This is a genomic window from Pseudomonas sp. BCRC 81390 (assembly GCF_030341915.1).
Classification (GTDB): Bacteria; Pseudomonadota; Gammaproteobacteria; order Pseudomonadales; family Pseudomonadaceae; genus Aquipseudomonas.
This window is the reverse complement of the sequence record NZ_JATAAG010000019.1, coordinates 1-24,583: the sequence shown is the minus strand read 5'-3', so window position 1 is coordinate 24,583 and position 24,583 is coordinate 1. Positions and strand designations below refer to the sequence as shown.

Genomic DNA, 24,583 nt, shown 5'->3' with positions numbered 1-24,583 from the left:
CCCGCCGCGAAAGGGCTGCACAGCAGCCCCAGCAATCTTGAGTCGAGGCCGAGGACCTACCAGGTGAGCACCGCCCCAACCGCAAAGGTATCGGTGTCTTCGTCCTGCGCACTGGTTTCATGACCCTCGATGGAAAACTGGTTGTACTCGGCAACCAGCTTGAGGTTGTCATTGATGTCGTGGAACAGCGCGATGCCACGGGTTTCATAATCTGCACCACTGTCGACCGCACCATTGCCATCGTCCTTGGTCTTGCCGTAGGACAGCGCCACGCGGTTCTTGCCGAACTTGTACGAGCCCTGCAGCAGGTAGCCGTCACTGTCGACATTGCGCAAGGTCGGTTCGCCCGCGTTGTTGGTGAAGAACGGGTTGATGCCCTTGGCCTGGAACCCCGAACCGGTCAGCGACAGCCCGCCCATCTTCGCCTGCACGCCATAGCCGACACCTTTGGAGGTGACCGATTGCACCGCCGGGTCGGTGTTGTCGGAGGTCTGGTAGCTGCCGTTGAGCCAGCTGTAGATCTGCGCCCCGCCCAGGTCGAACTGGTAGGTGATCTCGCTTTCGGTACGCGGGTTTTCCTGGTAGGCCTTGCCGGTCGGGCTGCTGTCGTTGGTGTCCACCGGGTCCATGATGCCGACCGCGACGCGCAGGCCGTCCATCACCGGGGTGCGGTAGGTAATCTGCGAGGTGGGGAACGGGTACGGGTAGCCGCTGCCGATGTTGCCGAACGATACCCCGCCGCCGTCCACCAGGCCCAGGGTGTCACTGACCTGGCCATAACCGGCCAGCAGTTCGTCGAGCAGGATGTTGGAGCGGGCGAACAGGCCGAAATCCTTGCCGATCAGGACCTCGCCCCATTCCGGGTTGGCCACGGTACCGTAGAACTGGCGCACGTCGATGGCGGTGTCGGTGCCGTTGGTTTCGCTGTCGTTGATGGTCACCCAGAACGAAGCGCGCGCGCCGAGCTTGAGGTCGTCGACCTGCTTGCCCATGTTGAAGCCCAGGTAGTTGGGCAAAAAGCCCATCTTCACCCGCGACTGGCGGCGGTCGTACTGCTCACCCTCGCGATCGACATCGCTGTTGACGTAGAAGGCGTTGATATAGCCGTCGGTGGAAAACGTCGTCTGGTCCTTGTCGTACAGCATGATCTCGGCCTCGGCGACACCGCTCAGGCAAAGGCTCGACAGGCTGACGGTAACAGCCGCCAGCAAACGGGGGGACAGATTCTTATTGTTGTACATGGCGCGCTCCGAAACGGGGACGGGATGTCGGAGGCGATTATCAGAACCGGGCAAAGGGCCAGAAACACTGCTTTGGGGCGGGCTGGCGGGTGCTTTGGGCCGGCGTGTGGGGCGTGAGCATTCGGGCCCGCTACCGGGTTGGGCCGGGAGGCGAGACTTAGGGTCTAGGCATTAATGGCAGGCAGGTACCGATACAAAAAGCCCGGCTTCGACCTGACGCCGTACCTGTAGGAGCGGCTTCAGCCGCGATCACCGGCATAGCCGGTGCCAGCCACCGCGTCGCCCGCTTCACAAGCCGAGCGCAATCGCCTGGTTTCAGGAAACCAGCGCTTGTGAATCTAGCCGCACCGGCATCTCATAGCGGTGCGGCTGCTGCCAGGCCAGTTGGGCCTGCACATCGACAGCGGCATCCTTGACCTTCTGCGCCCAGTGTTCATCCTTCGGGCATACCACCAGCACACGGAAACCGTGGTCGACGCCTTCCAGCCGCACCCCTTCGGAATCATCCACATGCAGATCGATGTCGAACGCCGACGGCAGCTTCGAAGGTGCATGGCCCAGCCCGTGCCTGGCCAGGACATGCTGGTGGCGGTCACTGTTGACCACGCCGTCGACGCGGATGCCGTAGAGCATCAGCCAGCGGCGAATGTAGGCCGGTGTACGCCCCGACGAGGTGTAGATCCAGATGCTGCAGCCCTGGCGGCGCAGGTCGCGGATCAACGCGCGCGTGCCACTGCGCAGGGGTTCGCCCAACCAGCGGTGGACAAAGGCCGGCAGCTCGCTGTGTTCGGCGGCGGCGTGCTCCGGCTGGCAGGCGAGCGTGTCATCGATGTCGAACGAAATGCGCACCTTTGGCCGGTTGAATCGGCGCTCGACGGCCTGCCAGCCACGCTGCAGCAGTGAAGCCCCGTGCATCAGCGGCACCTCTTGCAGGCTGGCACAGGCATGCCGCCCAGGAAAAACTGGCCCGGTTCAGGCGCTTTCGCTTCAAGGAACGCGGCGTACTTCTTCTTGATCTTGGGTAGTTCGTACAAGGCCTTGACACCATGTTTGGCGGAATTGCGGATGACCGATGATGGGTTGAAGTAGCCCTCGGCGTTGTCCAGCGACAGCACGAAGGGCGGCAGCCCGGCGCGCATCAGCAGGTAGCTGACGATCAGCGACCCGGTGCGGTTGTTGCCTTCGATGAACAGCTGCGGCTTGCTGAGGATGCGCACGTAGACACCGGCGGCGCGCTTCCAGATCGAATCACTGCGGTACGCCCAGTACCAGTTGTACAGATCCTTGATGCCGCCTTCGACGTTGTTGAAGAAGCGCGCCTCGGTCGCGGCAAGATGCGCGGCGAATTCCAGGCGGCGGGCAGGATCGCTGCCACACAGCACGGTGGCATTGATCTCCAGCATCAGGTTCAGCTGCTGCAGGTCGAAAAGATCGATGCCACGTGCGACATAGTCGTCAATCAGGGCATAGCCTTCAACGACATTGAGCAGTACCTCGTCGGTGAACGGGTCGCGCGGTTCGGTGAATCGCTCGCTGAGCTCGGCAAAACGGGCCTGCACCTCACGCAGTGCGCGCTCTACCGCTGACAGATCAAGACGACGCGTCGCTGGCATTGGAAATCCCGAGTAACCCTTCAACGGAAAATGACGCGGCCCAGGTTCAGCTGAACTTGCCGCTGATGTAGTCGGCGGTCAGTTGCTCGCGCGGGTTCTGGAAGATCTGCGTGGTCGGCCCCATTTCGACCAGGTAGCCAGTGCGGGTGCCCTGGGAGATGTCGACCGAGAAGAACGCGGTTTGGTCAGCCACACGAATCGCCTGCTGCATGTTGTGGGTGACCAGCGCGATGGTGTAGTCCTTTTTCAGTTCGACCATCAGTTCTTCCACCCGGCGGGTGGCGATGGGGTCGAGTGCCGAACACGGCTCGTCCAGCAGCAGCACTTCCGGCTCGGTGGCGATCGCGCGGGCGATGCACAGGCGTTGCTGCTGGCCACCGGACAGCGACAGGCCGCTGACCTTGAGCTTGTCCTTTACTTCGTCCCACAGCGCGGCGCCCTGCAGCGCATGCTTGACGCGGTCCCCGATGTCGCCTTTGTAGCGGTTCAGGCGCAGGCCGAAGGCGACGTTGTCGAAGATGCTCATCGAGAACGGGTTGGGCTGCTGGAACACCATGCCGATGTAACGGCGCACCACGACCGGGTCGACGCCCTTGCCATAGACATCCTGGCCGAGGAAATGCACGTGGCCTTCAAAACGGAAGCCCTTGACCAGGTCGTTCATGCGGTTGAGGCTGCGCAGCACGGTACTCTTGCCGCAGCCGGACGGGCCGATGAAACCGGTGATCTGGTTCTTGCGGATCGGTACGTGGCTGTCGCGCACGGCCATGAAGTTGCCGTAGAAGATCTTGTCCAGCTTGCAGTCCATGACGATGGGGGCTTCGCTGACCACGGGAGCGGCTTTTTGCGCAGTGGATACGTTCAAGGTCGAATGCTCCCTTTCTCAGTACTTGGGCTTGCCGAATACTCGGCTCAGAATGTTGATTACCAGCACGATCATCACCAGTACCAGCGAGGCCGCCCAGGCGAGCTCGAGCTGGTTGTCGAATGGCATGCCGGAGAAGTTGTAGATCAGCACGGCCAGCGAGGCCGTCGGGTTCATCACGGCCAGGTCGCCGTCATGCAGGATCCAGTAGTTGCTGAACAACGCGGTGAACAACAGCGGCGCCGTTTCGCCGGCGGCACGCGCCACGGCCAGCATGACACCGGTGAGGATCGCCGGCAGGCCGGTGGGCAGGACGATTTTCCAGATCACCTGGGCCCGGGTGCAGCCCATGCCATAGGCGGCATCCTTCATGATCTTGGGCACCATCTTCATCGACTCTTCCGCAGTCAGCACGACGATCGGCAGCATCAGTACCGCCAGCGCCACGCCGCCTGCCGGCGCCGAGTAGGTGCCGGTGGTCATCACCACCAGGGCGTAGGCGAATACCCCAGCCAGGATCGATGGCAGGCCGGTGAGCATTCTGGCGGCGAAGCGCGCAGCGTTGGCCAGCTTGCTGTCCGGGCCGAGTTCAGCCAGGAACACCGCGGCCAGAATACCGACCGGCACGGCGATGGCCGCAGCAATACCGACCATGACGAAGGTGCCGACCATGGCGTTGCCAAAGCCCCCGCCCATCTCGAAACCGGTGGGTGGCAGTTCGGTGAACACCTCCAGGTTGAGGCGTGCACCACCACGGGTGATCAGCATGTACAGCACGGAAACCAGCGGCACGCTGGCCACCAGCGCCGCGCACCAGGCCAGCGTGGTCAGCACCAGGCTGCGCAGGGAACGGCCTTCCAGCTTGCGCTGCAGGCTGGGCAGCGCCTTGGTCGGGGTGGTGAGGTCGGTCATCATTTGTTACCCCGCTGGGCGTAGAGCATGATCATCGAGCCGAGTACGTTCACCAGCAGGGTGATGAACATCAGTACCAGGGCGGCGTACATCAGTACTTCGACTTCGTTCGGGCCGGCCTCCGGGAAGTTCAGCGCCAGCAGCGCGGCCAGGGTGTTGGCCGGGGCGAACAAGGACACGGATATGTTGTTGGCATTGCCGACCAGCATGGCCAGCGCCATGGTTTCGCCCAGAGCCCGGCCCAGGCCGAGCACCAGCGAACCGAAGATGCCGGTGGCCGCGGACGGCACCATCACCTTGAGGATCGCCTCCCAGTGGGTGGCGCCCAGGCCGTAGGCCGCCTGCTTGGTTTTCATCGGCACGCTGGTCAGCGCATCCTGCGAAACGGCAGCAATGGTGGGCAGAATCATGATCGCCAGCACCAGCGCGGCAGGCAGCAGCCCGGGCCCGCTCAGCGAGGTGCCAAAAAACGGAATCCAGCCCAGCTCGCTGTTCAGCCAGGTGGTCAGCGGGCGGATGGCCGGGATCACCACGTAGATGCCCCATAGACCGTAGACGACGCTGGGGATGGCAGCGAGCAACTCGACAATGGTGCGGAAGACTGCCGCCAGCTTGGCCGGCAGGAAGTCCTGGGTGAGGAAAATGGCCATGCTGACGCCGAAGAAACCGGCGATCAACAGGGCGATCAGGGCGCTGTACAGCGTGCCCCAGATCGCCGGCAGAATGCCGTACTTGCCTTGGTTGACGTCCCAGACGCTGCCGAACAACACATCGAAACCGTGCTTCTCGATACCTGGCAGGGCCTTGCGGCCCACTTCATAGACCAGCGCGAAGACCAGCGCCAGGACCAGCACCACACCGATGCGTGCCAGCGCACGGAAGGTGCGATCTACCAGAAAGTCTTTCGCAGACGGCGGCTGGCATGCGGAGTGGGGGTTATCCGGGATGGCGAAAGGTGAGTTCATGGGCAAGTTCCGGGACAGGGGGCAAACACCCCCGGCATGGTCACAGGACCACACCGGGAGCGCCTGTAGGCACTACTGGATGTTGGCGGACGCTTTGCGAACCTGGTCGACCACCGATTGCGGCAGCGGGATGTAGCCCATCGAGTCGGCAATCTTCTGCCCTTCGGTCAGGCTGTACTCGACCATCTCGCGCATGGCTTTGGCCTTGGCCGGGTTGCCGTTGTCCTTGCGGAAGATCATCCAGGTGTACGAGGTGATCGGGTAGGACTTGGCACCTTCCGGGTCAGGCAGCCAGGCCACCAGGTTTTCCGGCATGTTCACCGCAGCCAGCGCCTCGGCACCGCTTTCGGCGTTTGGCACCACGTACTGGCCGGCCTTGTTCTGCAGTTGGGCGAAGTCGACCTTGGCCAACTTGGCGAAGCCGTATTCGATGTAGCCGATGGCACCTGGGGTCTGGCGCACGGTAGCGGTTACCCCGTCGTTCTTCGGCGACTTGATGAACTTGTCGCTGGCGGGCCAGTTGACGGTGTTGCCCTCGCCCAGCGCTTGCTTGAAGTCAGCGTTGATCGCCGACAGGTGCTTGGTGAAGACCGCCGTGGTACCGCTGGAGTCGGCACGCACGACCACGGTAATCGGGGTGGCTGGCAGTTTCAGCTCGGGGTTGGCCGCGACGATCTGCGGGTCGTTCCACTGGGTGATCTTGCCGAGGAAGATGTTCGAGTAGACGTCGCGCGGCAGCTTCAGCCTTTTCGGGTTGCCCGGCAGGTTGTACGCCAGGACGATTTCACCGGCGGTCATTGGCAGCAACTGCACGCCCTCGCTGACCTTGGCGATTTCTTCAGGCTTCATGGCCGAGTCGCTGGCGGCAAAATCGACAGTCTTGTTCAGAAAGTCCTGAACACCGGCCCCGCTCCCCTTGGACTGGTAATCCACGGTGACGCCGTCAGTTTCCTTGCTGAAGGCCTTGAACCAGGTCAGGTAGATAGGTGCTGGGAAGCTGGCGCCGGAACCGGTCAGGCGTACGTTCTCTACGGCGAACGCGGCCGAAGTGGCGCAGACAGAAACGGCAACGGCAAGTGCAGCAGACTTCATCAGGCGTATCATCGAAAAGCGCTCCGTGTGATGGCCGGCACACTTTGCAGCAGCAATGTTACAGCTTTGTGACTGATGAAAGGCATGCCGCGGGATAGAGCCGCCCGCTGGCGCCATCACGGCGCAGCGTGGCTCCCGAAGGACACGACGCACTCGCAGGCGCCAGCCGCAACGTTAACCTGGCGATATGTCGATTGCATGACCACCTCGATGGCCCGGTGCCCGTCCGTCGCCAGCGCGGCACCCCATGCGCGGGTTGCGGGCCGAACAGTGGGTGACCCACGGTAAAAGGAGATTCACCATGCAACCGATAACGGCTCGATCAATGCTGCTCGCCCTGTGCCTGGGCATCAGCACTCCCCTCGCGCTGGCCGCCACTGATGTGACCGACCAGCCCGCCCCGCGCAGCCAGCCTCACGATAATGGCCACATGAACGGCCAAGGTGGAGCGAGCGGCTCCGGCACCCCGGCCGATGGCATGGGTACAGGCACGGGCGGCACGGATGACAATGGCACCGACAGCACGGGTGGCGATGGCACCACAGGTGGTTCGGGTAGCGGTAGCGGCACGGGAACCGGAGCTGGTAGCGGAGCGGGCAGCGGCACCGGCGGCAGCAGTGGTGGCTCGAGCGGCGCGGGCGGCGGCGCAGGCTCCGGCAGTTGAGGCTGGCAGCTCAGGGCCTGGCGTGACGACAGCTCCCGGCAATGCCACGAAGCGGGTGCGCCTGCACAGCACCGACATTCCAGCCCGCCTCGACCGGCTGCCCTGGACGCGTTTTCATACGCTACTGGTACTGGCGCTGGGCATCACCTGGCTGCTCGATGGCCTCGAGGTGACATTGGCCGGCTCGGTGTCGGGCGCCCTCAAGGACAGCCCGGCCCTGGCCATGAGCAACACCGATATCGGCCTGGCAGGTGCAACCTATATCGTCGGCGCGGTGCTCGGCGCGTTGTTCTTCGGCTGGCTGACCGACCGCCTGGGGCGGCGCAAGCTGTTTTTCATTACGCTGTTCCTGTACATCGGCGCCACCGCAGCCACGGCGTTTTCCTGGAACCTGTGGAGCTTCCTGCTGTTCCGCTTCTTCACCGGCGCCGGCATCGGCGGCGAGTACACCGCGATCAACTCGACCATCCAGGAATTCACCCCGGCGCGCTATCGCGGCTGGGTCGATCTGACCATCAATGGCACGTTCTGGATCGGCGCAGCGCTAGGCGCGGTGGCTGCGGTGGTGTTGCTCGACCCGGCCGTGGCCGGTGGCGAACTGGGCTGGCGCCTGTGCTTTGGCATTGGCGCGGTACTGGGCCTGCTGATCATGCTGATGCGCCTGTGGATACCGGAGAGCCCGCGCTGGCTGATGGTTCACGACCAGCCGGAGGAAGCCGAGCGCATCGTTGCCGAGATCGAACGCCACTACCGCCAACGCGGCATTGCCATACCGCCAGTGCAGGTCCCTCCCCTGCGCCTGCGCGCGCGTGACCATACGCCGCTGCGCGAGGTCTTCCACAGCCTGTTCGTCGAGCATCGGCGGCGGGCGCTGGTGGGCCTGACCTTGCTCACGGCCCAGGCCTTCTTCTACAACGCGATCTTCTTCACCTACGCGCTGGTATTGACCGACTTCTATGGCGTGCCGTCGGCGCGGGTGGGCTGGTATGTACTGCCGTTCGCCCTGGGCAACTTCTGCGGGCCGTTGCTGCTGGGCCGGCTGTTCGACCTGCTAGGCCGGCGCATCATGATCAGCGCGACCTACCTGGTATCGGGCGTGCTGCTGACGCTCAGCGGCTACCTGTTCCAGCAGCAACTGCTCGATGTGACCCAGCAGACCCTCGCCTGGATGGTGATCTTCTTCTTTGCCTCGGCTGCGGCCAGCTCCGCCTACCTGACGGTGGCAGAGACCTTCCCGCTGGAAATCCGCGCGCTGGCGATCGCCGTGTTCTACGCCTTCGGCACCGGCCTTGGCGGCATCATCGGCCCCACCCTGTTCGGCGCGCTGATCGAGTCGGGAGAGCGCCTGAACGTGCTGTATGGCTACCTGCTGGGCGCGGCGCTGATGATCATCGCCGCGCTCACCCAGGCCGTGTGGGGCGTGGCTGCCGAGCGCCGCTCACTGGAGCATGTGGCCAGGCCACTGTCGCAGGTCAGCGACACCTGAACCGGGTCGCTCGGGGCACCGCTCGTCCATTGCCCGGCACTCTGTCGGCGCACCGGTTTCAACCGTGCAGGCAAACCCAGCAGGAGTGAAGACCATGCCACGCGGTGACAAGGACAAATACACAGACAAGCAGAAGCGCAAGGCCGAGCATATAGAGGAAAGCTACGAACACAAGGGCGTGTCAAAGGACGAAGCCGAAGCGCGTGCCTGGGCTACGGTCAACAAGCAATCGGGCGGCGGCGAGAAGAAAGGCGGCTCCGGCAGCAAGACCTCTGCCGCAGCGCAGAAAACCGCGCGCTCGGATTCGGCCAAACGCGCCGCCAAAACGCGTCAGGGCCATTCACGCACTTCGGGCACCTCGCTGGAGACGCAGACCAAGGAAAGCCTGATGAAGGAGGCGCGCAGCAAGGATATCAAGGGGCGTTCCAGCATGACCAAGGCGCAGTTGGTGGAGGCATTGCGCAAGCACGCCTGATGCACGATCAGGACCTTGCCTGAAACGCGGGTCAGCCCATGGCACCCAGACCGTTGCTCGCCATGGGCGCGTCATCGGCGCCCGGACAACGGTTGCGGCATTCACATTCGAACTCGGCTTGCGCGCGGGTCGCAAGGTTCAAGCTCAGGCGGACCTTGTCTTGCGTGTCGTAAAGGTCGTACCCCTCCCCCAGGGCGGCGGGAAAGCCAAGCCGGCGAGGATAGGTTTCTTTCTTGAGAGGCACAGCGGGAACCACAACGAAACGCGTCTGCATGATCATCCCCCTTCGGCAGTACCATAGTATTAGTATGGCTATGTGAAAGCATCAAGCTGACTCATGCAATAAATATCGAGGCGCAGTGCGCAGTAACTGCGCCTGATGTCCTTGATGCGAGGCAAGCGGCCGCGCTCCTTGCAGCATACGATCGTTTTGTTCCCTGTACTGCCGGGCCCGCAGCATGGCACCGCGCCAGGCATCGCATCGATTGCATCGATGATTACTATCGAACGACACGCCTGTTGGCCTGGCAAAATCGCCCCGTACAATCGCCTTCAGCTTTTCCCCGCTCTTGCGCCTGCTTCAGGCGACTTCTTTGTCCCGGAATCCAATACCATGCCAAATTCCAGCCCGGCCCCTCGCGGCCTGCCCGAACATGCCCAGCAAAGCGTCAAACAGCAGTGGCTGGCGATCCTCTCGGTGGCTGTCGGCGCCTTTGCGTTGGTGACCAGCGAGTTTCTGCCGGTAGGCGTACTCAATGATGTCGCCAGCGACCTCGGCATCAGTGCCGGCCATGCCGGCCTGATGGTGACCCTGCCCGGCATCATGGCCGCCCTCGCCGCGCCGCTGCTGTCGGTGGGCATCGGCGCCCTCGACCGTCGCTACCTGCTGATCGGCCTGACACTGATCATGATCATTGCCAACGCCGTGGTGGCCTACGCCAGCGACTTCAGCCTGCTGCTGTTTGGGCGCGTGCTGCTGGGCATCAGCATCGGTGGCTTCTGGGCCACCGCCATCGCCCTCAGCGGCCGCCTCGCGCCCAAGGGCGTCGGCGTTGCGCAGGCCACCTCGATCATCATGGTCGGGGTGACCCTGGCCACCGTGCTGGGCGTGCCGGTAGGCACCTGGCTGAGTGGCCTGATGGGCTGGCGCATGACCTTCCTGATCACCGCGCTGCTGGGGCTCCCCGTGCTGCTGGCGCAGGTGCTGTTGCTGCCCCGGCTCAACCCGGACAAGGCGATTCGCATCAGCGACCTGCCGGCGCTGTTCATCAACCCGCTGGCGCGGGTCGGCCTGATCGCCGTGTTGCTGATCGGCCTGGCGCACTTTGCCGCATACACCTATGTCGCCCCGTTCTTCAAGCAAAGCTCCGGCTTCGATGGACCGACCATTGGCTCGTTGCTGTTGCTTTATGGCGTGGCCGGGGTCATCGGCAACCTTTTTGCCGGTTTCGCCGCCAACCGCAGCGTGCGTTACACCCTGCTGCTGGTCGCGTTGATGATCGGCATCAGCACCGCCCTGTTCCCACACTTCGCCACCGGCCTTACCGGCGCCGCGATGCTGATCGGGTTGTGGGGCTTCGCCTTCGGCGCGTTCCCGGCCTGCGCCAGCATCTGGATGTTTGTCGTCGCACCGAAGGACGTCGAACGTGGCATGCCGCTGTTCGTTGCCATGTTCCAGGTGATCATTGCGCTGGGTTCATTCTTCGGTGGGCGCATCGTCGACCAGCTGGGCAGCGCGATGCTGTTGAGCCTGGCCACGGCGCTGGTGGGCTGTGGCTTCGTCACGGTGCTGGTGCTTGGGCGTAATGTCAGCAACAGCCTGGCGGCCCAGCCTGCCTGACCAGAGCCGGTGCGCCGCTCTTCATGCAATGCCACACCTGGCACAGCATGGTGAGCGACGCAGCCCGCGCGGTGAACGCGGTTCATTTACTGGCCGAGGCCATCAGCACACCAAAACAGAAGAAAGTGATGCCCGACAGCTTGCCGGCGATTCGCGCGCCGCGATGGGTCGACAACCAGCCCCTGGCGCCATTGGCCATCAGCGCGTAGTCCGTATGCACCAGCACCACCAGCACTGCGTAGGGCGAAACCAGCAGGAAAAACTGGCTGTGGTAGTTGCCCTGCTGGCTGATGAATTGTGGAAACACTGCCAGGAAGAAAAAACCCCGCCTTGGGATTGAGCAACTGGATCGACAACGCTTCGACGAAGCGCCGCCAGGGCTGGGTGGCGGTCGCGCTGAGCTCGGGGATGAAACGCTGGGTACGCCACATTTTCAGCCCCAGGTAGAACAGGTACAGCGCGCCGGCGTACTTTGTCGCGAAGGGGCTGCGCAGCAGCCCCGGCAGTTTTCAGGCAGCGTCTGGAACGCGACCCCATGCCTAGTGTGCGGGCAAGAGGATCACGAAGTTCTTTTTCATGTCTTCCAGCACGGTCCATTTACCCTTGGCGCCCGGTTCGATAATGAACGTGTCGCCAGCGGCCAGTGTGATGGGCTCGCACCCCTCAAGCTCGATGACGCAGCATCCACTCAGGACATGGCAAAATTCCCATACTTTGTAGTCGATGCGCCACGCGCCGGTGCTGGCTTCCCACTCTCCGGAAATGCGCCCTTGCTGTTCATCGTGATAGTACTTGGACGTCAGCGTATGAGGGCTGCCCTCCACGATCTCTTCAAAAAAGGGAAGGTCACGCAGCGGTTGGATATCCAGTTCGCGGAACACGGTCAGTTTCTGGGTCATGGCTTTTTCTCGAGCACGTTGTGGGTAGGGCGATACATCAAATAGGCTTCACCGGTTACGCCCAGCATCGGGTGCGGAACGATCTGGCAGGTTTTAACAATGTGAAAACCGTGACGTTCGTAGAAGCGGCGGGCACCGTGGTTTTCTGCATAATCGATCAGGCATAGCCCATCCAGGCCAGCGTCTTCGGCGCGCTGTTGGGCGTGGCGAAGAAACTGCGCACCCAACCCCTGGCTGCGCCAGGCCTCATCCAGGGCCAGGCTGGATATGTACAAGGTGTCAGGTATTTCCATGTCGGCATAAGGCGCGAGGACCGGGTCTGTCTCGACAGGCCTGTCAGGGGTCTCGCGCAAGGCATAGCTATGCATCATGCCGATGACGCGCCCGTCGAAAGTAGCCATCAGGCAGTTCTTGTAGGAAAAGTCGCCCTGTTCCCTGGCATAGCGAGACGCACCGACACTCAGCAAAGCTTCTCCAGGTGCGGCAAGCTTGCTCCATATGTAATCGGCCATGCCCTCCGATGTCAGTTGAAAGAAGCGCGCAATATCGTGTGCGTCCGAGGCCTGAGCGGGTCTGAAGTGGATAGGCATGAATGATGCTCCCATGGGATCGGGTGATTAGGCTCTGTACGAAAAGCCTTGATACTTGGTCATGCTGCATGGGAAATAGCCTCGGAATGCTCATGTACTCCCGTACACATCGTTTTCTCGGCTGTTTTCACCTTGCCTGACCGGCGCCTGAAGACTTTCATACAGCGCCTAGTTTTCAAGGACTACGGCTTTGGCAAAGGGCAGCGTAGGCGGGTTGAACGGCTCCCATCATGCTATGGGCGAACACCGTCAGCACGGCGTGCGACGTCGCCCATGCTCAAAGGAACGTGGCCTTCTAGGGGGCAGGCTGGAGAATTGATCGTGCAGTTGCCGGAGCTGGTGAGGCAGACGCGGGACGACGTGTCATTCAGGAATCAGTTCACGGCTTCCTCGGTATGGAAGTCGCATGTCACGAAAGGCAGCTGGTGACCCTAAGCGGACGCTCACGACAAGCCTCTGCCAGTCGAAGCGACTGCTCGGGGGAGCAGACAGATGTATTACGTTGCCTGGCAATACTTGTCTCGTTGTTGAACAATTGGATGGTATACACATAGAGCGCCTGCACTGGGCAGGCGCTACTCTGTTAATGCTGAACTGGTTAGTGACTACAGGTCGAGCGTGAGGGTCGGCGTCAAAGCCCGAGAAACGCACAGCAGCATCACGTTCCCCTGCGCCCGCTCGCTTTCACTGAGCAGCATGTCGCGATGATCCGGCACCCCATCCAGCACCCGCGTCTCGCACATGCCGCACACGCCCTGCTCACAAGACGATGCCACCTCATGCCCCGCCGCCCGCAGCGCCGCCATGATCGTGCAACCGCGCGGCACCTGCACCTGAGTGCCACTGCGGGCAAGGATCACCGTCAACTCCTCAGAGCCCTCCTCTACTGGTGCCTGCACCGGGGCAAACCGCTCAAGATGCAGGCGTTCCAGCAATCCTGCTTCGGCGAAGCGCGCCGTCAACGCATCCAGCAATGCTGCCGGCCCACAGCTGTAGACCTGACGCCCGGCCCGTGCAGCGGCCACCACGACATCCAGGTCAAGCAGGCCGACCTCATCCAGCGGCACGACTTCGACGCGGCCCGCGCCTATAGCCTGCAATTCGTCAATGAAAGCCATTGAGTGGCGCGAACGGCCTCCGTAGAGCATTTGCCAATCGGCGCCCGCGCGCTGGGCGGCCTGCGCCATGGCCATGATGGGTGTAACCCCGATGCCGCCAGCGACGAACAGATAGGCTTCACCTTCCTGCATCGAGAAGGCATTGCGCGGCCCGCGTATCGCCAGTTGCTGGCCCAGGCGCAAGGCGCCATGCACCTCACGCGAACCGCCCCGGCCATTGGCCTCCAGCAGCACGGCGATGCGCAAGCTGCGACGCTGCTGTGGGTCGCCGCACAACGAGTACTGACGCACTAGCCCCGAGGGCAATAGCAGGTCGATGTGCGCGCCCGGGGCCCACGCCGGGAACACGGCACCGCCAAGGGCGCGCAGCTCCAGCGAGATCACCCCCTCGGCTTCCAACCGCAGCCCGGCTACCTGCACCGCCAGCGTTTCGCCCAAGGCACTCACGGCAACGCCCTCGGTTCGTCGACCAGGCGCACCGGCACGTGCTGGCCGCGTTCAATGAACTCGCGGAAGGCACGACGGTAATTCAGTGTATACAGGTCCGAAGGCACCGAATGCTCGACCTGCTTGGCGTCCCAATCGATTTCCGCCGGGGTGATGGTCGCGGCCACGGGCAGGTCTTCGAGGTACAGCAGTTCCTCGACGCGCAGGCACTCTTGCAGGTCGCCGCCGGTGTAGTTGCGATCATTGGCCACGCCCCAGAAGATCTTCACGTGGTCATAGGCAACCGGGCACGGGAAGCCGGCCACCACACGCTTGCCCAAGCGTTCGTAGTCGTAGGTGATGGCCACCAGGCCCGGGGCGACGATGTGGTAGTTCATCATGCAATCGCCGTCGTTGGCCCACTCGCCCTCACAGGCCTGCAGCGGCCGATCCATCCAGATATCAAGGCCTTCGCGGCGCACGTTGAGCGGTTCGACCACCGGGTTGACGTGGCCCATCATGCCGCGGTGAATGTAAGAAAAGTGCGCGACATCGCCGAAGTTCTCCACCGCCACCGCCACGCCGGTGGGCGAGTCCAGCGGTTCGGCCGCTAGCCATTCGAGGTCCAGCTCACGCCACTCGGCCAGGTCGTACAGCTCGAACAGAGGCTCCTCTAGCGCCGTCCACACATGCCCGTACCGCTCTTGACAGGCGAAGGTGCGCACGGCGGCGGCCTGGGGGATCTTGCATTGGTCCTCCAGCGACGGCACATGGCTGCACTTGCCGCCCTCGGCGGCAAAGCGCCAACCGTGGTACGGGCAGCCAAGGCTCTCGCCGTGCACTTCGCCCAGCGACAGGTCGGCGCCGCGGTGCGGGCAGCGCGCCTCCTGGACCACGGCCTGGCCGGAGGCAGTGCGCCACACCACCAGTTTTTCGCCCAGTAACGTGGCCGATTGCGGGGTGCAGAGGTCGGTCGAGCGGGCCACCGGGAACCACTGGCGGCGCATGGCCTGTTCGGCGCGTTGGCGCTGGGTTGCTTGAGTCGTCATGGAATAGTCCTCACAGGTTGTTCTTGTTGTCAGATGCCGACTACCAGGGCCCCACCGTTGACGGGGATGGCCTGGCCGGTGATGAACGCCGCTTCGTCCGAGGCGAGGAACGCCACCACCGCAGCGATTTCCTCGGGGTGTACCAGGCGGCCAAGCGGGATGGCGGCCTGCTCGGCCTCGATGTACTCCTCGGGCACCATGCGCGTCAGGATCGCGCCGGGGGTTATGGCGTTGACCAGGATGCCCTCGCCGACGAACTCCTTGGCCAGGGTCTTCATCAGCCCCAGCTGCGCCGACTTGCTGACCATGTAGCCGTAGGAGTGGCCGTCGGGCACCTGGCCCCACTGCGAGTTGATGAAGATCACCCGTGGCGCCGGACTGCGACGCAGGTGTGCCAGGGCTGCACGGGTGAGGTACAGCGGCGCGTTGACGTTGATCGCCAGCAGCCGGTCAAAATTGCCATCGTCGGTGGCTTCCAGGCCGGTCATGGAGTAGATCAGCCCGGCGTTGTGCACCAGGATGTCGAGGCCATCGAGCTGCTCGGCGACCTGCGCCACGCAGTGTTCGGCCAACGCCCGGTCGGTGATGTCGCAGGCCAGGGCAATGGCGCGGCCACCCTCCTCTGCAATCTCGGCGGCGGTGGCGCGGGCCACGTCTTCATCGATATCGACCACCGCCACAGCGGCGCCGCGGCGCGCTAGCAACCGGGCTTGGGCACGGCCGGCGCCACGGCCGGCACCGGTGACCAGCGCCACACGGCCATCGAGCGAGCGCGCTTCGGGGGCCAGCGCCAGTACCGACGCCGGGGCCAGGCGGGCAGATTTTTTGTGGGTAATGGACATGTTTCGGCTCCCGGCTCAGACGGTCTTGTGGGGTTCGGTGACGTAGAACATGTTGCCGTCCGGGTCGAACATCGGCCGGTAGCGGTAGTGGGTACCGTTGGGGTGCTGCCATTCGATAGGTGCCGGCGTTACCCACTCGACCTTGCCGTCCAGGTAGGCGATGGCTTCATCGAGGTTTTCCACCTCGAAGGCGAAGGAGTCGAAACCCGGCTTGTCTTCCAGATTCACCGCCGTGCGGCGCTCGACCGGTGCCGGGTTGGTGGTGTGGAACAGGTATAGGGTGACGTTGCCCATCTCGATGGCGGCCCAGCGTTCTTCGGCGACGTAGGGCAGGAAGAACCCAAGGCCGAGGGTGCCGTGGTAGAAGTCCACCAGGCGCTGCACGTCGTTGGTGAGGATGTCCATATTGTCGAGGCGTTTGAGTTGGAGCATGGCGTGGTTTCCTTGGTGGCAATGGTTTACAGGTGGCGGCACGGGCCGCCCGGCAGTGCGCGTAGGGTGCCGTTGAGCACATCGAGGGTGATGCTGGCCAGGGTCGCGTACTGCCCCGCTGCCGGCAGTGCCGGGTCTGGGTGGCAACACAGCGCGCCGGTGGTACCGAGGTGGCTGTTCAGGGCCTGCAGCAGGTCGTTGGCCCCAAGCCCTGGGCGGTTGCCGAGGCGGCGCAGCAACTGGTCGTAACGCACCAGCGTGTCCGGGAAGCTGCCGGGCTCGGTGTCGAAACTGCACGCGGGGCTGGAAAGGAAGTGATTGGTGTGCACCAGCAAGCCGTCGGCACCGGGGAACACCAGGCCTGGCCCACCCGGGTGGATTTCCACCGATACCGCGCAACTAGCGCGCTCGGCGGCAGCGACCAGGGTCAGCGAGCTGGAGGCCGAGACCGCTGCACGCTGGCACAGCTGCAGGGCCTGGTTGATGTCGCTGCAGCTGTCGAGGATCCAGCGCGACAGCACGTGCACCGGCACGCCGATGCATGCGCCATCGTGGGCGTGGTGCAGGATATTGAAGTGCACACCCAGGCCGCGGTTGTTGACCCCGGGCTTGCCGACGATGCCGTACTCGGTAACGGTGGTGGTCAGGCGGCCATCGGCATGGGGGATCTCCCAGGTCAGCCACTGCTCGGCGAACTCGGCGTACCAGTCCCAGGTCTGCGCGGTGACCGGCGCGCCCCACGGGTCGACCTGGACCACCGTGGAGCACTCGCCGCGCAATTGCGCGCCCAGCACGGCAAGCACCTCGGTGCGGGCATTGATTGCACCGATCAGCGCCGGGTCGATGCTGGCGCCTTCGGCGATGCCGAGCATTTCTGCATGCAGCGGCGGCGCGAACGCGGCCACCTGTTCAAGGCAGCGTGTGCCCATGGCTTGAAGGTCGAATGGGGCCTGGGCAACCCGAGCGAACAGGCCTTCATAGGCCGCTACGGTGGCGCGCACCTTGGCGGCGAACACTCCGCCGAACTCGCGGCCACGCGCGGCCGGTTGCAGTTGGGTGGAACGAAACAGCGTGCTCATGGTTGTACCTGTTGCAGTTGCGGGGAAACCTGTGCAGCCACTTGATCAAGGCGTGCGAACCACACATCGCCATCGCTGGCCATGCGCTCGACCAGGCGTTCGAGCTGCTCGAAGCGCGCGGCCCGGCCGATCACCTCGGGGTGCATGGTGAAGCTGGTATGGCGGCCATTGCGGCGCGCCGATTCGTACTCGGCCAGCCAGCTGTCGAATAGCACCCGGGGTGCGGTGAAGTTGCCACCGTTGTCGATGCTCCAGCCGAACATTGGCCAGTCGTCCAGCGACCAGTGCACCGGCAGTTCGAGGAGCGAGGCGCCATTGAAGTGCTCGTAGTACGGGCGGTCGTCGCCCATGCAACTGGAGTCGTAGGCGAAGCCGTTGGCCAGCACCAGCTCGAAGGTTTCCGGGGTCAGTTCCCAGGACGACGAGCGATAACCGGCGGGCTTCGGCGCACCGGCCTTGGCCAGTGCGGCCAGGCCCCGATCCATCTCCTCGGCCTGCTGTTCGGCGCTGACCTTGTCGCTGCGCAGGTGCATGTGGCCGTGGTGGCCGATTTCGTGGCCATCCTCGAGCAGCAGCTCGACCAGGTGCGGGTGCTGTTCGGCCGTGTAGCCCGGCACGAAAAACGTCGCGGCAATCTTGTGCCGGCGCAGCAGTTCGAGAATGCGCGGCACACCGCGGGTTACGCCGAAGCGCCCTTCCGACAGGCTGGTCAGGCGGCGGGCGAAGCTTGGGCTGTCGCCCAGCAAACCGGCCTCGGCGTCAACGTCGAAGGTCAGGGAAACGGCCACAGGGCTTTTTTTCGGCCAGCACAGGCGGCCGGAGTCATCTGCACGCATCAGGTGCACTCCTCTTACGGGGGTTGTCAGCGCAGTCGGGGGTAGTGCGTCAGCGCGGGCTCGCGCACGCGTCGGCCTTGCGGTCTTGCAACCGGCGCAGGCGGTAAAGGGCCTGAGAGATGGCCAGCACCGCGACGGCGATCAGCACTTCCTTGAGGCCGCCGTAGCCGGTGATCGAGGCGCTGGTCACGCCGACCAGCAAGATCAGCCCGTCGAAAGCTGCCAGGGCCATGGCCACCCACACCCAGCCACGCCCCAGGCGAATCGGCCGCGCCTGCTCCGGGCGGTCGAGGCGCAGCACCACGTAACCGGCAACCGCCAGGCAGTGCGCAAGGATGTAGCCGATATTGCCGGCGACGATCACCGCCAGCGGGTTGCCGACCAGCAGCACCAGGGCGACATTGATGAACAGTTGCACGGTGACTGCCCGGGCCGGGACGCCGGCGCGGTTCAGTTCGCCGAACTGGCGCACGGTCAAACCGTCACGGGCGCTTTGATACAAGGCGCGGCCGGCATCGGCGGTACCCATCACAGAGAGCACCAGAATGCCGGCGATCAACACCAGGGTGACCACCGTTGCACCACCGCCCAGCAGTACCTCGGCTGCCGCCTGCAAAAAGCCATAGGGCCGCTCGGCCATGAGTTGCTCGCCAAGCAGGCCGGTCAGGCCCAGTGGCGCCAGGGTGAACACCAGCAGCAGGATCAGCGCTGCAATGCGCAGTGCCTTGCGGGTATCGCTTACGGTATCGCGGAACTCAGGGATGAAAGACGCCGCAGCTTCTACCGCATACGCCGACCAAGCCATGATGAACAGCCAGGCCAGCACCGTGCGCAGGCCGTGCAGGCCTTCACCGGTGTGCCAGGTGAAACTTGCCATGCTCCATACCGGACTGGTGAGGAAGCTGGTGCCGAACACCAGCACCGGTACCATCAACAGCACGCCGGCGACGGTGAGGATGACCATGGTAAAGCGCAGCTGGACCATGCTCAGCGCCCAGCTGAACAGCGCCACAGCCAGGGCGATGGCCTGCGGCAGGCCCAGTTGCACAGGCCCCAGGTCGTAATGCGCGGTGACTTCTGGCCAGAACTGTTCGGAAAGGATCTGCGCCACCGCCAACCCCCAGATCGCCGGCGCGGTGGCCCAGGCGAACCAGTAGGCATAAGTAGCCAGCGGGCCGAGGCAGGGCATGCGCCGTGACCAGGCTTCGTTGGCGTACAGGGCGATGCCGCCGGACTTGTCGGCGAACATCGCGCCCATTTCCGAATACAGCCAGTTGTGCAGCACCGCCACGGCGGCAATCAGCGCCCACAAGGCCATGGCCGCCCAGGCGCCGATGGCCCCGATCGAATAACCCAGGCCGACGAACAACGCGGCGGGCAAGCTCAAGGTGATCGCTACCCCGTCCCACCAGCGGATGGATTTGACCAGCTGCGCCGTTGGCGCAGTGCCTGCAATGGCCTGTTGCATCGTATCGCCCTCTGTTTTTGTTATGGGTGTCGATGAGCAGATGTTACGTTACGAATCTGCGCATGTGTATATTTTTATTTCATATCAATGCGCATTGCGCAACATAAAAAGATATTTTTTACGCAATGTGCAAAATAGGTGCGCACTGCTCGAAAGCCGTGCAGGCGCAGCAGAACGGCTCTAGGAAGGCAGTCTCAACGGGGATGGCAAGCAGAGAGATCACGGGGGCAGATCGGGAATGGTGCAACAGTTCACGCATTGCGCAGGAACTTCAGCCAATTATTGCGCAGCCCCGGCTGGGCCGCGCAGCACGCATTTCAGCCCTCCGCCTCCGCCGGCGGCAAGGTAAAGCGGATCTTGTGCACCTTCACCTCCTGCAAGGTCCGCACATCGCGAATGCCCGGCAGGCTGCGCACTTTCTGCTGCAGGTTCCACAGGCTCTCGTCATCGCGGCACAGCACCTGCACGCAGATATCCGCCGTACCCATGGTGGTGGACAGGTAGCTCACTTCGGTCCAGCGGCTGAGGGTATCGGCGACGCGGTCGTGGTCCTGCGGCGCCACATTGACGAACAGCAGCGCCAGCTTGGCGTGGCCGAGCTTGGAGGGGTTGGTGAACGCCAGGATCTGCAGGATGCCCTGGTCCTGCAGGCGCTTGACCCGGGTGCGGATGGTCGCCTCCGGCACCGACAGGTTACGCGCGACCTCACGGAAGGCGCGTCGCCCGTCCTCCTGCAGTTCGCGGACGATCTCGAAGTCCAGTGGGTCGAGGGTGGAAATAGACATGTTCAACGCTTCCATGGTGGATCGGGTGGCGGGGCACAGGCTAGCAGATTCGCCGGCCTACCTGTAGGTGCGGGCGCCCCTGCGAGTAACCGGGCTGAAATAACGCATTGCGCAATTGTTTTCACACAAAACTATTGATTGCGTAATTTACACCCCGTAGATTTTACGCAAACCACAAAAACAGGTGCTCACCACCATGACCTTCGCCTCGCCCTCCCACGCCCAGGCATTCCTCGCCGACAACCCCGATATCGAGCTGATCGAGCTGTTCATCCTCGACGCCAATGGCATCCCCCGCGGCAAGCTGCTGCACCGTGAAGAGCTGCTGGCGCTGTACCAGACCGGCCGCCCGCTGCCCAGCACCATGCTTGGCCTGTCGCTGCAGGGCGAAGATGTCGAAAACACTGGGCTGGTCTGGGACGTCGGCGACATTGACTGCCGGGCCTACCCGCTGGAAGGGAGCCTGGTGCGCCTGCCCTGGCGGCAGATCCCCACCGCCGCAGTGCAGGTGTCCATGCACCCCAGCGAAGGGTTGCCCGCCACCGTGGCCGACCCACGGCAGTTGCTGATCCGCGTCATCGAACAACTGCAAGCCGATGGCCTGTACCCCGTGATGGCCTGCGAACTGGAGTTCTACCTGCTCGACCAGCAGCGTGACGCCCAGGGCCGCCCGCAACCGGCCATGGACCAAGACGGCGCACGCCCACGGCAGATCCAGGTCTATGGCCTGCGGGAGCTGGAGCAGATCGAGCCGTTCCTCAAAGACTTGTACGCCGCCTGCAAGGCCCAGGGCATCCCGGCCCGTACGGCGATTTCCGAGTACGCCCCCGGCCAGGTGGAAATCACCCTGGAGCATGGCGACGCGCTGCTGGCCATGGACCAGGCCGTGCGCTACAAGCGCCTGGTCAAGGGCGTGGCGCACGCCCACGGCATGCAGGCTTGTTTCATGGCCAAGCCGTTCGACCACCTGGCCGGCACCGGCATGCACATGCACGTAAGCCTCGCCGACGCCCAAGGCAACAACCTGTTTGCAAGCAGCGACCCAGCCGGCACGCCGCTGCTGCGCCAGGCGGTCGGCGGCATGCTTGCCAGCCTGCTCGACTCGCTGCTGCTGTTCTGCCCCAACGCCAACTCCTACCGTCGCTTCCAGGCCAACAGCTATGCACCACTGGCGCCGACCTGGGGTGTCGACAACCGCACCGTGAGCCTGCGCGTGCCTGGCGGGCCAGCCAACACCCGGCATGTCGAACACCGCATCTGCGGCGCCGATGCCAACCCCTACCTGGCCGCTGCGGCGATCCTTGCTGGCATTCACCAAGGCATCCGTCAGCAACTGGACCCAGGCGCGCCGGTTGAAGGCAACGGCTATGCCCAGGCCAAGACCCTGCTGCCGACCGACTGGTTGAGTTCGCTGCAGGCATTGCAGGCGTCCAGCTGGGCGCGTGATGCGTTCGGCCACGAATTCCTGCGCGTCTACCTGGCGGTTAAACAGGCCGAGTACCGGCAGTTCATGGCCGAAGTGGGCGAGCAGGACTGGCGCTGGTACCTGACCAATGCCTGAGCCCCGCCCTGCCTTCGCGCCCCGGAGAACAACGCCATGAATGCAATAACGCAACCGGCCGCAGCGCTGCGGCCACCGTCCTACTACACCGCCACCCTGGCCGAAGACACCGCCTACCCGCCCCTGCTAGGCGGCGTCAGCGTCGATGTGGCGATCATCGGCGGTGGCTTCACTGGCGTCGCAACAGCAGTCGAGCTGGCCGAGCGCGGGCTTAAAGTCGCGCTGGTGGAAACCCACAAGGTCGGCTGGGGCGCCAGCGGGCGCAACGGTGGCCAGGTCACCGGCAGCCTGTCCGGCGACGAGGCCATGCGCAAACAGATGAGCAAGCAACTGGGCGCCGAGGTCGACGACTTCATCTGGCACCTGCGCTGGCGCGGCCACCAGATCATCGAGCAGCGCGTTGCGCGCTACGGCATCGACTGCGACCTCAAGCGCGGCCACCTGCACGCGGCGATGAAGCCTGTGCACATGCGCGAGCTGCAGGCCAGCCATGACGAAGCCCAGCGCCGCGGCATGGGGGATGCGGTCAGCCTGCTGGACCGCAATGGGGTACGCGGCTTTCTGGACAGCCCGCTGTACTGCGGTGCGCTGCACAACCGCCGCAACCTGCACCTGCACCCGCTCAACCTGTGCATTGGCGAAGCCCGCGCCGCACACTCGCTGGGCGCGCTGATCTTCGAGCACTCAGAGGTGCTGGACATCATCCACGGCCCACGCCCTGCCGTGGTCACCGCCCAGGGCCGGATCGAAGCAAGCCAGGTGCTGCTGGCCGGCGATGTGTATCACAAGCTGGAACCGCGCCAGCTCAAGGGCAAGATCTTCCCGGCCATGGGCGGCATCGTGACTACCGCGCCGCTCGGCGCGCTGGCCGAGCAGATCAACCCGAAGGACGTGGCGGTTTACGACTGCCGCTTCGTCCTCGACTACTACCGTCTCACCGCCGACAAACGCCTGCTGTTCGGCGGCGGTGCCAACTACTCCGGCAAGGACTCACGGGATATCGCCTGCGAACTGCGGCCGTGCATCGAACGCACCTTCCCAGCGCTCAAGGGCGTGCCGATCGAGTTCCAGTGGAGCTGCGCCATGGGCATCGTGGTAAACCGCATCCCGCAACTGGGCAAGCTGTCGGACAACGTCTGGTACTGCCAGGGCTACTCCGGCCATGGCATCGCCACCAGCCACATTATGGGCGAGATCATGGCCGAGGCCCTGACCGGCACCTTGGCCCGTTTCGACACCTTCGCCACGTGCAAGCACATCAAGGTCCCGCTGGGCGAGCAACTGGGCAACCCGCTGCTGGCCGCAGGCATGTGGTACTACCAACTGCTGGAGAAGCTGCGCTGAGGCGCGCTCATCATCGAGGTAAACATGCACAGATTTCCCCTCGTGGCGGTCAGCGCCTGCACGCGACAGCTGGGTGCGCACCCGTTTCACATGGTCGGCGACAAGTACGTGCGCGCAGTGTTCGACGCCGCGGGCGCGTTGCCGATGATGCTGCCGGCCCTGCCCGGCCTGGTCGAGCCGAGTGACCTGCTCGCCCATGTCGACGGCCTGCTGCTGACCGGTTCGCCGTCCAATATCGAGCCCTGGCATTACCAGGGCGCACCCAGCCCGGCAGGCACTCTGCACGACCCGGCCCGCGACGCCTGCAACCTCGCGCTGATCCCCGCCGCGCTCAGCGCCGGTGTACCGCTGTTGGCGATCTGCCGAGGGTTCCAGGAGCTCAATGTGGCGCTCGGAGGCACCCTGCACGCGTGCGTGCATGAAGTGGCGCCGTACCAAGACCACCGCGAGCCCGCCGAGCAACCGGTGGCGGTGCAATACGCCGCGCGCCAGCCCCTGCTGGTGGAGCCTGGCGGCGTGCTGGCGCGGCTTGGCCTGCCGCGCCGCTGCCAGGTCAACTCGATCCATGGCCAGGGCATCGATCGGCTGGCGCCAGGCCTGCGGGTCGAGGCACTGGCCGAGGACGGCCTGATCGAAGCCGTGTCGCTGCCTTGGGCGCGGGACTTTGCACTCGGCGTGCAGTTTCATCCCGAATGGCGGGTGCTGGAGCATCCGCATTATCTGACGATATTCCAGGCGTTTGGCGCTGCCTGCCGGCAACGCGCCGAACGTCGCAGCACTACAGGAGCCACTGCATGAACCTTACCTTCCAGGCCTGGCAAACCCGTGCCGAACAGCTGAAGATCGAAGGCCGTGCCTTCATCAACGGCGAATACACCGAGGCTGCGTCCGGTGAAACCTTCGAGTGCCTGAGCCCGGTCGACGGACGCTTCCTGGCCAAGGTTGCCAGCTGCGACCTGGCCGACGCCAACCGCGCTGTGGAAAACGCCCGTGCCACCTTC

General features: G+C 64.1%; 26 protein-coding genes and 2 pseudogenes. 8 read left to right on the top strand and 20 right to left on the bottom strand.

Annotated features, from left to right (window positions below; all coding sequences use genetic code 11):
• Positions 1-56: 56 nt before the first annotated feature.
• The 7 genes from QSV36_RS08965 to pstS all read right to left on the bottom strand — a co-directional run bounded on the left by QSV36_RS08965 (position 57) and on the right by pstS (position 6,700).
• The gene (locus tag QSV36_RS08965) at positions 57-1,241 is read right to left on the bottom strand and encodes a porin (RefSeq protein ID WP_289131242.1); all 1,185 of its coding nucleotides are present in this window, start codon (positions 1,239-1,241) and stop codon (positions 57-59) included.
• Positions 1,242-1,556: 315 nt separating this feature from the next.
• Positions 1,557-2,156, bottom strand: a complete 600-nt coding sequence (locus tag QSV36_RS08960; RefSeq protein WP_289131241.1) for a hypothetical protein — start codon at positions 2,154-2,156, stop codon at positions 1,557-1,559.
• Positions 2,156-2,854, bottom strand: a complete 699-nt coding sequence (locus tag QSV36_RS08955) for a hypothetical protein (RefSeq protein ID WP_289131240.1) — start codon at positions 2,852-2,854, stop codon at positions 2,156-2,158. The genes QSV36_RS08960 and QSV36_RS08955 overlap by 1 nt, the downstream gene beginning before the upstream one ends.
• A 46-nt stretch (positions 2,855-2,900) precedes the next feature.
• On the bottom strand, positions 2,901-3,662 hold the full coding sequence (gene pstB, locus QSV36_RS08950; RefSeq protein WP_225780708.1) for a phosphate ABC transporter ATP-binding protein PstB: 762 nt from the start codon (positions 3,660-3,662) through the stop codon (positions 2,901-2,903).
• A gap of 75 nt (positions 3,663-3,737) precedes the next feature.
• Positions 3,738-4,631, bottom strand: a complete 894-nt coding sequence (gene pstA, locus QSV36_RS08945) for a phosphate ABC transporter permease PstA (RefSeq protein ID WP_186676964.1) — start codon at positions 4,629-4,631, stop codon at positions 3,738-3,740.
• Positions 4,631-5,596 carry a phosphate ABC transporter permease subunit PstC gene (pstC, locus tag QSV36_RS08940; protein ID WP_289131239.1) on the bottom strand — a complete coding sequence of 322 codons (966 nt, stop codon included), beginning with the start codon at positions 5,594-5,596 and terminating at the stop codon, positions 4,631-4,633. Before pstC ends, pstA begins: the two co-directional genes overlap by 1 nt.
• Before the next feature lie 72 nt (positions 5,597-5,668).
• Entirely contained in the window at positions 5,669-6,700 is a 1,032-nt protein-coding gene (gene pstS, locus QSV36_RS08935) for a phosphate ABC transporter substrate-binding protein PstS (RefSeq protein ID WP_289131238.1), read from the bottom strand.
• 289 nt (positions 6,701-6,989) lie between these two features.
• On the opposite strand from pstS, the gene QSV36_RS08930 reads away from it, so the two are divergent.
• The 3 genes from QSV36_RS08930 (at position 6,990) to QSV36_RS08920 (ending at position 9,313) form a co-directional block, all read left to right on the top strand.
• Positions 6,990-7,352, top strand: coding sequence for a hypothetical protein (locus QSV36_RS08930; protein ID WP_289131237.1), 363 nt, complete (start codon positions 6,990-6,992; stop codon positions 7,350-7,352).
• Between the two features lie 22 nt (positions 7,353-7,374).
• Positions 7,375-8,838: an MFS transporter gene (locus tag QSV36_RS08925; RefSeq protein WP_289131236.1), complete on the top strand. Its 1,464-nt coding sequence runs from the start codon at positions 7,375-7,377 to the stop codon at positions 8,836-8,838.
• Positions 8,839-8,932: 94 nt separating this feature from the next.
• Positions 8,933-9,313, top strand: a complete 381-nt coding sequence (locus QSV36_RS08920) for a termination factor Rho (RefSeq protein ID WP_289131235.1) — start codon at positions 8,933-8,935, stop codon at positions 9,311-9,313.
• Between the two features lie 31 nt (positions 9,314-9,344).
• Here QSV36_RS08920 and QSV36_RS08915 read toward each other — a convergent pair whose 3' ends face one another.
• Positions 9,345-9,593, bottom strand: coding sequence for a hypothetical protein (locus tag QSV36_RS08915; protein ID WP_289131234.1), 249 nt, complete (start codon positions 9,591-9,593; stop codon positions 9,345-9,347).
• Between the two features lie 333 nt (positions 9,594-9,926).
• Here QSV36_RS08915 and QSV36_RS08910 point away from each other — a divergent pair, with 333 nt between their 5' ends.
• Complete coding sequence (locus tag QSV36_RS08910; protein ID WP_289131233.1) at positions 9,927-11,153, top strand: MFS transporter; 1,227 nt, start codon at positions 9,927-9,929, stop codon at positions 11,151-11,153.
• An 82-nt stretch (positions 11,154-11,235) separates the two neighbouring features.
• Here the strand turns inward: QSV36_RS08910 and QSV36_RS08905 are convergent, their stop codons facing one another.
• The 12 genes and pseudogenes from QSV36_RS08905 to QSV36_RS08850 all read right to left on the bottom strand — a co-directional run bounded on the left by QSV36_RS08905 (position 11,236) and on the right by QSV36_RS08850 (position 20,677).
• A complete protein-coding gene (locus QSV36_RS08905) occupies positions 11,236-11,460 on the bottom strand; it encodes a hypothetical protein (RefSeq protein WP_289131543.1) in 225 nt (74 codons plus the stop codon).
• A gap of 31 nt (positions 11,461-11,491) precedes the next feature.
• Positions 11,492-11,584 (bottom strand): annotated as a pseudogene (locus QSV36_RS08900) (LysE family translocator); the annotation flags it as partial.
• A gap of 108 nt (positions 11,585-11,692) precedes the next feature.
• Entirely contained in the window at positions 11,693-12,052 is a 360-nt protein-coding gene (locus QSV36_RS08895) for a cupin domain-containing protein (RefSeq protein WP_289131232.1), read from the bottom strand.
• The gene (locus QSV36_RS08890; protein WP_289131231.1) at positions 12,049-12,642 is read right to left on the bottom strand and encodes a GNAT family N-acetyltransferase; all 594 of its coding nucleotides are present in this window, start codon (positions 12,640-12,642) and stop codon (positions 12,049-12,051) included. The genes QSV36_RS08895 and QSV36_RS08890 overlap by 4 nt, the downstream gene beginning before the upstream one ends.
• Positions 12,643-13,247: 605 nt before the next feature.
• Positions 13,248-14,207 (bottom strand): PDR/VanB family oxidoreductase, encoded by a 960-nt coding sequence (locus QSV36_RS08885; RefSeq protein WP_289131230.1) that lies wholly within the window; start codon positions 14,205-14,207, stop codon positions 13,248-13,250.
• Positions 14,204-15,235, bottom strand: a complete 1,032-nt coding sequence (locus QSV36_RS08880) for a Rieske 2Fe-2S domain-containing protein (RefSeq protein WP_289131229.1) — start codon at positions 15,233-15,235, stop codon at positions 14,204-14,206. The genes QSV36_RS08885 and QSV36_RS08880 overlap by 4 nt, the downstream gene beginning before the upstream one ends.
• A 29-nt stretch (positions 15,236-15,264) precedes the next feature.
• Positions 15,265-16,077, bottom strand: a complete 813-nt coding sequence (locus tag QSV36_RS08875) for an SDR family NAD(P)-dependent oxidoreductase (protein ID WP_289131228.1) — start codon at positions 16,075-16,077, stop codon at positions 15,265-15,267.
• Between the two features lie 15 nt (positions 16,078-16,092).
• Positions 16,093-16,509, bottom strand: coding sequence for a VOC family protein (locus tag QSV36_RS08870; RefSeq protein ID WP_289131227.1), 417 nt, complete (start codon positions 16,507-16,509; stop codon positions 16,093-16,095).
• A 26-nt stretch (positions 16,510-16,535) separates the two neighbouring features.
• Positions 16,536-17,588, bottom strand: a complete 1,053-nt coding sequence (locus tag QSV36_RS08865; RefSeq protein ID WP_289131226.1) for a C45 family autoproteolytic acyltransferase/hydrolase — start codon at positions 17,586-17,588, stop codon at positions 16,536-16,538.
• Entirely contained in the window at positions 17,585-18,424 is an 840-nt protein-coding gene (locus QSV36_RS08860; protein ID WP_289131225.1) for a polysaccharide deacetylase family protein, read from the bottom strand. The genes QSV36_RS08865 and QSV36_RS08860 overlap by 4 nt, the downstream gene beginning before the upstream one ends.
• 49 nt (positions 18,425-18,473) lie before the next feature.
• Complete coding sequence (locus QSV36_RS08855) at positions 18,474-19,892, bottom strand: APC family permease (protein ID WP_289131224.1); 1,419 nt, start codon at positions 19,890-19,892, stop codon at positions 18,474-18,476.
• 317 nt (positions 19,893-20,209) lie between these two features.
• Positions 20,210-20,677 (bottom strand): Lrp/AsnC family transcriptional regulator, encoded by a 468-nt coding sequence (locus tag QSV36_RS08850; protein ID WP_289131223.1) that lies wholly within the window; start codon positions 20,675-20,677, stop codon positions 20,210-20,212.
• Positions 20,678-20,873: 196 nt separating this feature from the next.
• Here QSV36_RS08850 and QSV36_RS08845 point away from each other — a divergent pair, with 196 nt between their 5' ends.
• The 4 genes and pseudogenes from QSV36_RS08845 to QSV36_RS08830 all read left to right on the top strand — a co-directional run.
• Positions 20,874-22,238 carry a glutamine synthetase family protein gene (locus QSV36_RS08845; protein WP_289131222.1) on the top strand — a complete coding sequence of 455 codons (1,365 nt, stop codon included), beginning with the start codon at positions 20,874-20,876 and terminating at the stop codon, positions 22,236-22,238.
• A 36-nt stretch (positions 22,239-22,274) separates the two neighbouring features.
• On the top strand, positions 22,275-23,582 hold the full coding sequence (locus QSV36_RS08840) for an NAD(P)/FAD-dependent oxidoreductase (RefSeq protein ID WP_289131221.1): 1,308 nt from the start codon (positions 22,275-22,277) through the stop codon (positions 23,580-23,582).
• 24 nt (positions 23,583-23,606) lie between these two features.
• Positions 23,607-24,380, top strand: a complete 774-nt coding sequence (locus tag QSV36_RS08835) for a gamma-glutamyl-gamma-aminobutyrate hydrolase family protein (protein ID WP_289131220.1) — start codon at positions 23,607-23,609, stop codon at positions 24,378-24,380.
• Positions 24,377-24,583 (top strand): annotated as a pseudogene (locus QSV36_RS08830) (aldehyde dehydrogenase PuuC); the annotation flags it as partial. The gene QSV36_RS08835 and the pseudogene QSV36_RS08830, both read left to right, overlap by 4 nt.

Bases quoted from the DNA above. Each gene is read 5' to 3' on its own strand.
- QSV36_RS08965 (WP_289131242.1), bottom strand. From the start codon at position 1,241: ATGTACAACAATAAGAATCTGTCCCCCCGTTTGCTGGCGGCTGTTACC.
- QSV36_RS08960 (WP_289131241.1), bottom strand. From the start codon at position 2,156: ATGCACGGGGCTTCACTGCTGCAGCGTGGCTGGCAGGCCGTCGAGCGC.
- QSV36_RS08955 (WP_289131240.1), bottom strand. From the start codon at position 2,854: ATGCCAGCGACGCGTCGTCTTGATCTGTCAGCGGTAGAGCGCGCACTG.
- pstB (WP_225780708.1), bottom strand. From the start codon at position 3,662: ATGGACTGCAAGCTGGACAAGATCTTCTACGGCAACTTCATGGCCGTG.
- pstA (WP_186676964.1), bottom strand. From the start codon at position 4,631: ATGACCGACCTCACCACCCCGACCAAGGCGCTGCCCAGCCTGCAGCGC.
- pstC (WP_289131239.1), bottom strand. From the start codon at position 5,596: ATGAACTCACCTTTCGCCATCCCGGATAACCCCCACTCCGCATGCCAG.
- pstS (WP_289131238.1), bottom strand. From the start codon at position 6,700: ATGATACGCCTGATGAAGTCTGCTGCACTTGCCGTTGCCGTTTCTGTC.
- QSV36_RS08930 (WP_289131237.1), top strand. From the start codon at position 6,990: ATGCAACCGATAACGGCTCGATCAATGCTGCTCGCCCTGTGCCTGGGC.
- QSV36_RS08920 (WP_289131235.1), top strand. From the start codon at position 8,933: ATGCCACGCGGTGACAAGGACAAATACACAGACAAGCAGAAGCGCAAG.
- QSV36_RS08915 (WP_289131234.1), bottom strand. From the start codon at position 9,593: ATGATCATGCAGACGCGTTTCGTTGTGGTTCCCGCTGTGCCTCTCAAG.
- QSV36_RS08910 (WP_289131233.1), top strand. From the start codon at position 9,927: ATGCCAAATTCCAGCCCGGCCCCTCGCGGCCTGCCCGAACATGCCCAG.
- QSV36_RS08895 (WP_289131232.1), bottom strand. From the start codon at position 12,052: ATGACCCAGAAACTGACCGTGTTCCGCGAACTGGATATCCAACCGCTG.
- QSV36_RS08890 (WP_289131231.1), bottom strand. From the start codon at position 12,642: ATGCCTATCCACTTCAGACCCGCTCAGGCCTCGGACGCACACGATATT.
- QSV36_RS08880 (WP_289131229.1), bottom strand. From the start codon at position 15,235: ATGACGACTCAAGCAACCCAGCGCCAACGCGCCGAACAGGCCATGCGC.
- QSV36_RS08875 (WP_289131228.1), bottom strand. From the start codon at position 16,077: ATGTCCATTACCCACAAAAAATCTGCCCGCCTGGCCCCGGCGTCGGTA.
- QSV36_RS08870 (WP_289131227.1), bottom strand. From the start codon at position 16,509: ATGCTCCAACTCAAACGCCTCGACAATATGGACATCCTCACCAACGAC.
- QSV36_RS08865 (WP_289131226.1), bottom strand. From the start codon at position 17,588: ATGAGCACGCTGTTTCGTTCCACCCAACTGCAACCGGCCGCGCGTGGC.
- QSV36_RS08860 (WP_289131225.1), bottom strand. From the start codon at position 18,424: ATGCGTGCAGATGACTCCGGCCGCCTGTGCTGGCCGAAAAAAAGCCCT.
- QSV36_RS08855 (WP_289131224.1), bottom strand. From the start codon at position 19,892: ATGCAACAGGCCATTGCAGGCACTGCGCCAACGGCGCAGCTGGTCAAA.
- QSV36_RS08850 (WP_289131223.1), bottom strand. From the start codon at position 20,677: ATGTCTATTTCCACCCTCGACCCACTGGACTTCGAGATCGTCCGCGAA.
- QSV36_RS08845 (WP_289131222.1), top strand. From the start codon at position 20,874: ATGACCTTCGCCTCGCCCTCCCACGCCCAGGCATTCCTCGCCGACAAC.
- QSV36_RS08840 (WP_289131221.1), top strand. From the start codon at position 22,275: ATGAATGCAATAACGCAACCGGCCGCAGCGCTGCGGCCACCGTCCTAC.
- QSV36_RS08835 (WP_289131220.1), top strand. From the start codon at position 23,607: ATGCACAGATTTCCCCTCGTGGCGGTCAGCGCCTGCACGCGACAGCTG.